General features: G+C 73.8%; 9 protein-coding genes. 5 read left to right on the forward strand and 4 right to left on the reverse strand.

Annotated features, from left to right (window positions below; genetic code table 11):
- Positions 1-2,331 (reverse strand): endopeptidase La (lon, locus tag ACR807_RS39020; protein ID WP_438926562.1); only part of this gene is annotated, 2,331 nt, incomplete at its 3' end.
- A gap of 154 nt (positions 2,332-2,485) precedes the next feature.
- Between lon and ACR807_RS39025 the strand changes: the two genes are divergently transcribed.
- Entirely contained in the window at positions 2,486-3,286 is an 801-nt protein-coding gene (locus ACR807_RS39025; RefSeq protein ID WP_438926563.1) for an SAM-dependent methyltransferase, read from the forward strand.
- Between the two features lie 33 nt (positions 3,287-3,319).
- On the opposite strand, the gene ACR807_RS39030 is transcribed toward ACR807_RS39025, so the two are convergent.
- Complete coding sequence (locus ACR807_RS39030; RefSeq protein ID WP_438926564.1) at positions 3,320-5,233, reverse strand: patatin-like phospholipase domain-containing protein; 1,914 nt, start codon at positions 5,231-5,233, stop codon at positions 3,320-3,322.
- 136 nt (positions 5,234-5,369) lie between these two features.
- Between ACR807_RS39030 and ACR807_RS39035 the strand changes: the two genes are divergently transcribed.
- Positions 5,370-6,179 (forward strand): hypothetical protein, encoded by an 810-nt coding sequence (locus ACR807_RS39035; RefSeq protein ID WP_438926565.1) that lies wholly within the window; start codon positions 5,370-5,372, stop codon positions 6,177-6,179.
- 32 nt (positions 6,180-6,211) lie between these two features.
- Here the strand turns inward: ACR807_RS39035 and ACR807_RS39040 are convergent, their stop codons facing one another.
- Positions 6,212-6,859, reverse strand: a complete 648-nt coding sequence (locus tag ACR807_RS39040; protein ID WP_438926566.1) for a CatB-related O-acetyltransferase — start codon at positions 6,857-6,859, stop codon at positions 6,212-6,214.
- A 72-nt stretch (positions 6,860-6,931) separates the two neighbouring features.
- Here ACR807_RS39040 and ACR807_RS39045 point away from each other — a divergent pair, with 72 nt between their 5' ends.
- On the forward strand, positions 6,932-7,513 hold the full coding sequence (locus ACR807_RS39045) for a TetR/AcrR family transcriptional regulator (protein WP_438926567.1): 582 nt from the start codon (positions 6,932-6,934) through the stop codon (positions 7,511-7,513).
- Positions 7,514-7,523: 10 nt separating this feature from the next.
- Here ACR807_RS39045 and ACR807_RS39050 read toward each other — a convergent pair whose 3' ends face one another.
- Complete coding sequence (locus ACR807_RS39050) at positions 7,524-8,456, reverse strand: alpha/beta hydrolase (RefSeq protein WP_438926568.1); 933 nt, start codon at positions 8,454-8,456, stop codon at positions 7,524-7,526.
- A 70-nt stretch (positions 8,457-8,526) separates the two neighbouring features.
- Here ACR807_RS39050 and ACR807_RS39055 point away from each other — a divergent pair, with 70 nt between their 5' ends.
- Positions 8,527-9,546, forward strand: coding sequence for a M48 family metallopeptidase (locus ACR807_RS39055; RefSeq protein ID WP_438926569.1), 1,020 nt, complete (start codon positions 8,527-8,529; stop codon positions 9,544-9,546).
- A gap of 47 nt (positions 9,547-9,593) precedes the next feature.
- Positions 9,594-10,385, forward strand: coding sequence for a S1 family peptidase (locus ACR807_RS39060; protein ID WP_438926570.1), 792 nt, complete (start codon positions 9,594-9,596; stop codon positions 10,383-10,385).
- Positions 10,386-10,388 lie beyond the last annotated feature (3 nt).

Consider the following 10,388-nt stretch of genomic DNA (forward strand, 5'->3'; position numbering starts at 1 on the left):
GGTGGCCGGCTCCAGCGCCAGGTCGAGGACCTCGCGCACGTCGCGGACGAGGTGCACGGTCAGCTCGTCGCGCACCGACGCCGGCACGTCGTCCAGGTCGGGCTCGTTGCGCTGCGGCAGCAGCACGGTGGTGATGCCCGCCCGGTGCGCGGCCAGCAGCTTCTGCTTGACCCCGCCGATCGGCAGCACCCGGCCGGTCAGCGACACCTCGCCGGTCATCGCCACGTCCGACCGCACCGGCCGCCCGGACAGCAGCGACGCCAGCGCCGTCGTCATCGTTACGCCCGCCGACGGCCCGTCCTTCGGCACCGCGCCCGCCGGCACGTGGATGTGCACGCCGCGCTCGGCCAGCACGGCCGACCGGTCGTCGTGCGACTTCAGGTAGGACAGCGCGATCTGCGCCGACTCCTTCATCACGTCGCCGAGCTGGCCGGTCAGCACCACCCCGGCCGCCCCGGTGCCCTCCGAGGCCAGCGACGCCTCCACGAACAGCACGTCTCCGCCCGCGCCGGTCACCGCGAGGCCCGTCGCCACGCCCGGCACCGCCGTGCGCTCCGCCGACTCCGGCGTGTGCTTGGGCGAGCCCAGGTACCCGCGCAGGTCCGGCACGCCCACCGTCACCGGCAGCGCCGCCTCGTCCAGCGCGACCCGCGCCGTCACCTTCCGCAGCACCCGCGCCAGCGAGCGCTCCAGCTGCCGCACGCCCGCCTCGCGGGTGTATTCGCCCGCCAGCTTGCGCAGCGCGTCCTCGCCGACCGACACGTCCTCGGCCGTCAGGCCCGCCCGCTCGACCTGCCGGGGCAGCAGGTGGTCGCGCGCGATGGTGACCTTCTCGTCCTCGGTGTAGCCGTCGAGCTGCACCAGTTCCATCCGGTCCAGCAGCGGGCCGGGGATGGACTCCAGCACGTTGGCCGTGGCCAGGAACACCACGTCCGACAGGTCCAGCTCCACCTCCAGGTAGTGGTCCCGGAACGTGTGGTTCTGCGCCGGGTCCAGCACCTCCAGCAGCGCCGCGGTCGGGTCGCCCCGGTAGTCCGCGCCGACCTTGTCGATCTCGTCGAGCAGCACGACCGGGTTCATCGAGCCGGCCTCGGAGATGGCCCGCACGATCCGGCCGGGCAGTGCCCCCACGTAGGTGCGCCGGTGGCCGCGGATCTCGGCCTCGTCCCGCACGCCGCCCAGGGCGACCCGGACGAACTCGCGGCCCATGGCCCGCGCGACCGACTCGCCGAGCGAGGTCTTGCCGACCCCGGGCGGGCCCACCAGGGCCAGCACCGCGCCGGACCGCCGCCCGCCGACGACGCCCATGCCGCGGTCGGCGCGCCGCCGCCGCACGGCCAGGTACTCGGTGATGCGCTCCTTCACGTCGTCCAGGCCCGCGTGGTCGGCGTCCAGCACCGCCCGCGCGCCCGCGATGTCGTAGTTGTCGCTCGTGCGGTTGTTCCAGGGCAGCTCCAGGACCGTGTCCAGCCACGTCCTGATCCAGCCGACCTCGGGCGACTGCTCGGAGGTCCGCTCCAGCTTGTCGACCTCGGCCAGCGCCGCCTTGCGCACGTGCTCCGGCAGGTCGGCGCCCTCGACGCGGGCCCGGTAGTCCTGCTCCTCGGTGACCGGCTTGCCGTCCAGCTCGGCCAGCTCCTTGCGGATCGCGGCCAGCTGCTGGCGCAGCAGGAACTCCCGCTGCTGCTTCTCCACGCCCTCCTTGACGTCCTTGCGGATCGTCTCGGCCACGTCCAGCTCGGTCAGGTGCTCGCGGCCCCACTCCAGCAGCTTCTCCAGCCGCTGCGCGGTGTCCGGCGTCTCCAGCAGCCACACCTTCTGGGTGTCGCTCAGGTACGAGGCGTAGCCCGCCAGGTCCGCCAGCGCCGACGGATCGTCGACCTGCTGCACCGAGTCGACCACCTGCCACGCGCCGCGCTGCTGGAGGATCGTGGTCACCATCGCCCGGTACTCGCGGGCCAGCTCGCGGGTGCGGTCGTCGGCCGGCGGCACGTCGGCGACGGTCGCCTCCACCCACAGCGCCGCGCCGGGGCCGGTCGTGCCGGTGCCGATGCGCACGCGCTCCGTGCCGCGCACCACGGCCGCCCGCTCGCCGCCGGAGAGCCGCCCGACCTGCTCGATCAGCGCCAACGTGCCGACCTTCGCGTACTTGCCGTCCAGCCGGGGCACCAGCAGCACCTTCTGCTGACCGCCCGCGGCGGTGGCGGCCTCGATGGCGGCCCGGGCCTCGGAGGTGGCGTCCGAGCCGCTCAACCGGATCGGCACCACCATGCCGGGCAGCACGACCACGTCGTCCAGCGGCAGCACCGGGAGCGCCAACGTCTCGCCCATGATCTCCTCCAAAGTTGAGTCTGATTGGCTCAACCAAGGTGAGCCCGGGTTTGTTTCCGGTAGGTGTTCGCCCTGAGCGAGCGTCCATTCGGGGGTTGTGCCCGGTTTGGCGCGCGACGACGATCACGCAGTCGGCTGACGAGGAGATGTGCGCATGGAGCAGGCGAGCTGGGTCCCGTCCTCGGTGGACCTGGACCGGCCGAGCGCGGCCCGGATGTACGACTACTACCTGGGCGGGTCGCACAACTTCGCGGTCGACCGCGAGGCGGCGAAGTCCGTCGAGCAGATCTTCCCCGGCATGCCGGGCGCGGCGCGCGCCAACCGGTCGTTCCTGCGCCGGTCCGTCCGGTACCTGCTGGACCAGGGCATCGACCAGTTCCTCGACCTGGGCTCGGGCATCCCGACCGTGGGCAACGTGCACGAGATCGCCCAGCAGGCCAACCCGCTGGCGAAGGTCGTCTACGCCGACGTCGAGCCGGTCGCCGTCGCGCACAGCACGGCCCTGCTCGCGGACAACCCGCTGGCCAGCGCCATCCAGGCCGACCTGCGCGACCCGGACTCGGTGCTGGACAACGACGAGGTCAAGCGGATGCTCGACTTCGACCGCCCCATCGGCCTGCTGATGGTGGCCGTGCTGCACTTCGTGCCCGACGCGGACGACCCGAAGACCGCCGTCACCCGCTACCGCGAGGTCCTGGCCCCGGGCAGCCACGTCGCCATCTCCCACGCGAGCTGGGACGGCATCTCGGCGGAGGGCATCGAGGGCGGCGAGCAGGTCAACGCCATCTACCGCAAGACCGACAGCCCCCTGGTGCTCCGCTCGGGCGCGGAGATCACCGCGTTCTTCGAGGGCCTGGACGTGGTCGAGCCCGGCGTCGTGCCGCTGGCCGAGTGGCGCCCCGACTCGGACGACGCCTACATCAGCGCCTACGCGGGCGTGGGCCGCAAGCCCTGACCCGATGAGCCCCGGTCGCGCCGCCGGTCCCGGTCACTCCGGCGGCGTGAGGCGGAGGTCCGGGTCCACCGGCGGCTCGCCGTCGAACGGCCCGTCGGGCACCGCGCCGAGGGCGTCCAGGGTCAGGCCGATCCGCGCCGCCTCCGGGTCGGTGCCCGCCGGCGGCGTCGCGAACCAACCGTGCAGGTCGGCGGGCACCTCGTAGCGCGCGGTCAGGTCGCGGTAGAGCGCGGCGCGCTCGTCGACCTGCGCGGCGAGCTGCCGGTACTCGCGCATGGCCAGCCGCATCCTGATCCACCGGTAGCGGTCGGTCTTGGCGGCGTCGTCCTCGGTGAAGCGGGTGCGCAGCAGCCTGCCCGCCTCCCGGCCCCGCTCGGCCAGGGCCCGGACGGTCTCCGGGCGCATGAACAGGTTCGTGCCGCCCTCCGCCGCGCCGACCCGGACGTGCGCGATGCGGCCCCGGTAGCCCGGCAGCGCGGACTGCATGGTGTCGCGCCACCCCAGCACCGTGTCGAGGATCGCCGTCGCGAAGTGCCGGACCCGGTCGACGCCGCGCCACGGCGTGCCACTGGTGGACGCGTCCTGCTCGGGCAGCCACACGTCGCGGTCGTCGCCCGGCGGGTACGGCTGGAGGCTCAGCCCGAACGTCGGCCAGCGCGGCAGCAGCACGTCGAAGAAGTGGATCGGGAAGTTGCTGGTGATGCCGCCGTCGGAGAACCAGTGCACCCGCGGCTCCGGTTCGGCGCGCACCAGCGGCACGGCGGCGATCAGGCCGGGCAGCGGCATGGACATCCGCACGGCCAGCGCCACCGGCAGGTCGCGCGGCAGGACGTGCACGGGCTCGTCGTCGTGCAGGGGGCAGCGGTGCCCGGTGGGGTCCTGGCCGAGCCGGTCCACGGTGCGCGCCGGCAGCACGCGGGACAGGCAGCGGCGGCAGAACAGCCACGCGTCCGCCGGTTCGGTGAACGGCAGCCGGTAGGGGCGGCCCTCGGACAGGTCCGTGGTCATCAGCACGAGGTTCGTGGTCAGGTCGCCGAACGTGAGGTCGGTCGTCCCGGACAGGTCGTCGAGCCGGTCGGCGACCCAGTCGCTCAGCGGCGGCACGCCCGTCGACGCGGGCACGCCGCACCGCCGGTCCCAGAAACCGGGCCGGAACGCGCCCGTGCCCGGCACCAGCCCGAAGTGGCTGGTGGCGGCCACCCGGTCGAGGTGGCGCTTGGCGCTCAGCGAGCAGGTGAGCACCGCCGCGCTGACGAACGCGAGGCCGAGCACCAGCCACCACACCACCGCGGTGGCCGCCGACGCGAGGCTCGGCGCGGTCCACCGCGTCATCAGCGCCACCGGCACGAGCGGCACGACGAGCAGCGCCGCCGTCCCGAGGCGCCGCGGCCACGCGTCCTCCCCGCGCGGCAGCAGGCGCAGCACGACCGCCGGCACGCCGACCGCCACGACGACCGCGAGCGCCACGAGCAGCCACGTCGGCGTGCCGCCCCACCGCACGGCGCGGAACCACAGCGCGGGCCCCGCGAGCCACAGCGCCAGCGCGAGCCCCAGCAGCAGCCGGGACCGCCACCCGATCGCGCCGACCAGGGCCGGCAGCAGGCACGTCAGCGCGCTGCGCCCCGTCGTCGCCCGGCGCTGCATGGACGCCACGACGACCCGGTACAGCTTCCGCGTGTCCCCGCTCGGCTGGAACAGCTGGGCCATCCGCCAACCGGGCGCGGCGAACCAGTCGACGACCTCCGCGAGCTTGCGGAACCCGCCGCTGTCGCGCCCCTTCTCGGCGGCGGCCGTGAACGCCGCCCCGATCGCCCCGGCGGAAGCCCCGCCCAGCGACCGGAACCGGTAGTGCTCGGCCAGCTCCACCACGGCCCAGGGGTACACGATCCCGCTCGTCGTCCCACCGCGCATGGTCAGGTCGCAGTACCGGTCGAAGTCCTGGCCCATGCGCCCATGATCCCCGCCCGGTCCGGTGGCCGCGCTAGACCGATCGGTCGGTCCCGCCGTTGGGCCGTTCGGGTAACGCCGGGTCGTCGTCGCGCGAAGAACCGGGTAGCCGTCCAGGACCGCACGGAGCGCCGCGATGACCCAGCCCCCGCCGTACCCGCCCCACCCCGGCGCGCCGCGGTACCAGGTCTCGCAGTACCCGCCGCCCCTCTTCACGCCGCCGCCCCCGCCGCGCGGGACGCCGGTGTGGCCCTTCGTCCTGGCCGGGGTCCTGGTGCCGGCGGTGGTGGTCGGGCTGGTCAGCGTGGTCGTCGGCCGCTCGGACCCGGGGACGGCCGCCGCCGCGACGACCACCACCCGGACCCCGGACCCGCCGAGGAGCACCGGCCGCCGGGCGGTGACGCCGACCGCGTCGCCCGCGCCGAGCACACCGCCGCCCCCGTCCTCCCACTCGGGCACGGGCGACGGCGCGGTCACCCTCGACCGGCCGCCCGGGGCCAAGGTCGTGCGGTTCGAGTGCCCCGCCTGCACCGGCAACGTCGTCGTCAGGACCGACGGCTTCGACCGGTTGCTGGTCAACAAGATCGGCGCGTACGCGGGCTCGCACTGGTTCGACGCGCTGGGCGCGGGCCGGACCACGACGATCACCGTCCAGGCGACCGTCGCGTGGACGCTGACCGTGGGCGGCCTCGAACTGGCCGACACCGCGACCGGCGCGATGGGCGGCAGCGGGGACCGGGCGCTGCTGTTCACCGGCGAGTCGCGGCGGGCGCGGGTCACCAACGTCGGGAACGGCAACTTCGTCGTGAAGACGGTGACGGTCGCCGGCGGGCGGCCGGACCTGCCGGTCAACCACATCGGCGCCTTCGACGGCGCCGTGCCGCTGGAGGGGCCGGCGATGATCCAGGTCGAGTCGTACGGGGACTGGACGATCACGCCGTCCTGACCCGACCCGACGGGGCCGTCACGGCAGGCCCGTCACAGCAGGCCGTTCTCCTCGGCGACGCGCTCGACGTCCGCCGGTCGGCCGGTCATGATCGTGCGCACGTGCTCGGTGATCAGCTCGACCGGCCAGTCCCACCAGCGAGCGCGGAGGAGGCGGGCCACGTCGTCCTCGGGGAAGCGGGGCTTGACCGGGCGGGCCGGGTTGCCGCCCACGACGGTGTAGGGCGGGACGTCGGAGACGACGACGGAACCGGTGGCGACGATCGCGCCGTCGCCGATGGTCACGCCCGGCATGACGATCGAACCGTAGCCGAACCAGACGTCGTTGCCGACGACCGTGTCCCCGCGCGTTTCCATGCCCGTGAGCAGGTCGAGCGTGCGGTCCTGCCAGGTGCCGCCGAAGATCGTGAACGGGAACGTGGACACGCCGGTGGTCAGGTGGTTCGCGCCGGCCATGATGAAGCGGGTCCCGGTGGCCAGGGCGCAGAACTTCCCGATCACCAGCTTCTCGGTGCCGTAGCCGTAGAGGACGTTGCGGGTCTCGAACTCGGTCGCGTGCTCCGGGTCGTCGTAGTAGGTGTACTCGCCCACCTCGATCGTCGGCGACGTGATCAGCGGCTTGAGGTGGACGACGCGCTCGGCGTGCGGCAGCGGGTGCAGGCGGCTCGGGTCGGGGATCACAGGGCTCCTAAGGCGACTCGGGTTGCGTTAGGGTGGCAGACCTCGACGCACTAACGCAACTGGAGTCGCACTGTGACCACGAGACCCGGCGGCCGTTCGGCCCGCGTGCGCGAAGCCGTCCTCGACGCGGTGCACGCCGAGCTGGCCGAACGCGGCTACCCGGGCATGACCGTGGAGAACGTCGCCGACCGCGCGGGCGTGCACAAGACCACCGTGTACCGGCGGTGGGGCGCGGTCGACGCCCTCGTCGCCGACGCCCTGGACCGCGGGCGCGAGGTCGACTGGCCCGTCCCCGACACCGGCGCGGTCGAGGACGACCTGATCGCCCTGGCCACCGAGGTCGTCGACGCCTTCACCGACCCCGTGACCCGCGCCGTGCCGATCGGCCTGGTCGCCGCGGCCCTCCACTCGGACCGGGCGGCCGAGGCCAAGCGCGCCCACTACGCCGCCCGGCACGAGGCGGCCGCGGTGATCGCCGTCCGGGCGGTGGGGCGCGGCGAGCTGCCGGCCGGCGTCGACGCGCGCGAACTGGTCCGCCAGACCTGCGCGCCGCTCTTCTACCGGATCTTCGTCTCCGGCGAACCGGTGGACCGCGCCGCGGCGGAACGGGCCGCCCGCGCCGCCCTCGCCGCCGCCCGCGCGGGTGTCTTCTGACGCCGGGGCGTCACACCGAGTCGAGGAACTCGTCCACCTCGGCCAACGCCCGCCGGCGCACCGGTTCCGCCGACAGGAACAGATCGTGCATACCGCCCTCGACGGCCACGCCCACCACGTCCCGCCCGATCTTCGGCCCCCACCGCCGCATGTGCTCGACGTCGAGCACCGTGTCGGACGTCATCGCCTCCGCCGTCCACGCCGTCGCGCGCAGGTGGCTGCGCCCGGACCGCAGGACCAGCACCGGCACGCGCACGTCGAGGCCCCGGTGCAGCCGCGCCTGGGCGCGGCGGACCGCGCGCAGCCACCCCGCGTGCACCGGGAACGCCTCCAGCGGCTTCCAGGTCAGGTCGAAGTCCCACTCGCCGTGGTGGTCGCGGTGGATGCTCTGGCCGTACACGGGACCCAGCCCCCGCCTCAGGACCAACCGGGGCGCGACGCGGCCGAGGCCCCGCACGACCGCCGTGCCCACCGTCCGCATGAACCACGGCTCGGCCAGGTCCAGCCACGGGCTGTTGAGCACGAGCGCGTCGACCAGGTCGTCGTCGCGCCGCTCGTGCGCCCACAGGCTCGTGGTCAACCCGCCGGTGGAGTGGCCCATCAGCACCAGGTGCCGGTGCCCGTCCTCCTCGCGGACCACGCGCACCGCGGCGTCGATCTCCTCGAAGTGCTCGGTCAGGTCGGTCACGTAGTTGGCCACCTGCCCGGGGCGCAGCGACCGCCCGTAGGCGCGCAGGTCGACGGCGTAGAAGTCGAAGCCGCGGGCGGTGAAGTGCTCGGCGACGTGCGCCTGGAAGAAGTAGTCGGCGAACCCGTGCACGTACAGCACGGCGCCGCGCGTGGCGGGTTCGGCGCGGCGGCGCACCAGCACCGCGTTCAGCTCCCCGCCCAGCGGCAGCGTGCGGATCTCGTAGTCGGCCCCGAGCGCGTCTGCTGCGTCCACCCGGTCAGTGTGCACGCCGATTACCCCGAACGGGGAGAGGCGGTCGTCGCACCGTGACACCCTGGGTGACATGAGCAGCGAGGAGATCGACCGGTCCACCGCCCGGGTCCGCTTCCCCGGCATCAGCCCGAGGGCGTACGAACACCCGGTCGACCGGGGGGCGTTGGCGGTCCTGCGCGCGGTGCCGGGCATCGGTCCGGTGCTGCAGGCCGTGGCGGGCGCGTTCACGGAGCGCGGCGAGCGGCTGGGGTACCTGGCGTCGAGCGTCCGGGTGGGCCCGAAGCAGTACCCGGAGCTGGACCGGCTCCGGCTGGAGGCGGCGGCGACGCTCGACCTCGACCCGGTGCCCGAGCTGTTCGTGCGGCGCGACCCGGTGCCCAACGCGGTGACGCTCGGCATCGACAAGCCGTTCATCGTGCTCACCACGGGCCTGGTCGACCTGCTCGACCAGGAGGGCCTGCGGTTCGCGATCGGCCACGAGATGGGGCACGTGCTGTCCGGGCACGCGCTCTACCAGACGATCCTCCAGCGGCTGATGCAGCTCCAGTACGGCCTGGGCTGGATGCCCGCCGGCTACTGGGCGATCCGCGCGGTCATCGCGGCGCTGTGCGAGTGGTACCGCAAGACCGAGCTGTCCTGCGACCGCGCCGGCCTGCTGTGCGTGCAGGACCCGTCCGCCGCGCTGCGCGTGCACGTCGCCATGGCGGGCGGCATGGACCTCGCCCAGGTCGACACGGCCGAGTTCCTCAAGCAGGCCAAGGAGTACGAGCAGGTCGAGGACGTGCGCGACTCCGTGCTCAAGCTCATCCGCACCTGGCCGCTGACGCACCCGCTGGCCGTGGTGCGGGCGGCGGAGCTCCAGAAGTGGGCGGCGGGCGAGGACTACCGGGCGATCCTGACCGGCGAGTACCCGCGTCGCGAGGAGGACCGCCCGACCGGCGCGTTCACCGAGGACCTCAAGGCCGCGGCCCGGTCCTACAAGGAGTCGGCGGCCGAGTCCGAGGACCCGCTGATGAAGGTGTTCAACGAGTTCGGCGACGTGCTGGCGGGAGCCGCCGGCAAGGTGCGTAGCAAGTTCGGTGGTAATTAGACCGTTCGGCCGTACGCGGTGGTCCGTTCTGGCTAACCTCCTCGTGGATGCCGGTGATCTACGAGGAGGGGCCGATGCGGCTTGCCGCGTTGTTGGTGACAGTGTTGATGGCTCTCGCGGGGACGGCGACCGCCGACGACCGCGTGGTCGACGGACGGGTGGTGGGCGGCGAGCGCGTCTCCATCGAGGAGAACCCGTGGGTCGTGTACCTGACGGACTCCAGCGGGTTCCAGTTCTGCGGCGGCACGCTGGTGGCGCCCACCAAGGTGGTGACCGCCGCGCACTGCACCGCGGGCCGGACGACCCGGAACACCCGCGTGGTCGTGGGGCGCGAGGACAAGAACGGTGACGAGGGCGTGGTCGTCCGCCTGGCCGAGAGGCCGTGGGTGCACCCCGACTACGCGACGGCCGACCAGGGCGACGACATCGCCGTGCTGACCCTGCGCGACGCCGTCGAGCAGGAGCCGCTGCCGCTGGCTGGTCCCGGGGACAGCGCCCTGTACGCCGAGGGGTCCCGGGCGCGGGTCTTCGGCTGGGGGCGCACCAGCGAGCAGGGCCCGGTGTCGCGGTACCTGCTGGCGGCGACCGTGCCGGTGATGTCGGACGAGGACTGCTCCGCCGCGTACTTCCAGTACGACCCGGCCGAGATGACGTGCGCCGGCTTCCCGGAGGGCGGCGTGGACACCTGCCAGGGCGACTCGGGCGGTCCGATGGTGGCCGGCGGCAAGCTGATCGGCGTCACCTCGTGGGGAGAGGGCTGCGCCCGCGAGGGCAAGCCGGGCATCTACACCCGCGTGTCGACCTACCGCGCCGTGCTGGAGGAGCAGATCGGGTCCTGACCG

The sequence above is a fragment of the Saccharothrix sabaoui genome, assembly GCF_051756985.1.
Taxonomy (GTDB): Bacteria; Actinomycetota; Actinomycetes; order Mycobacteriales; family Pseudonocardiaceae; genus Actinosynnema.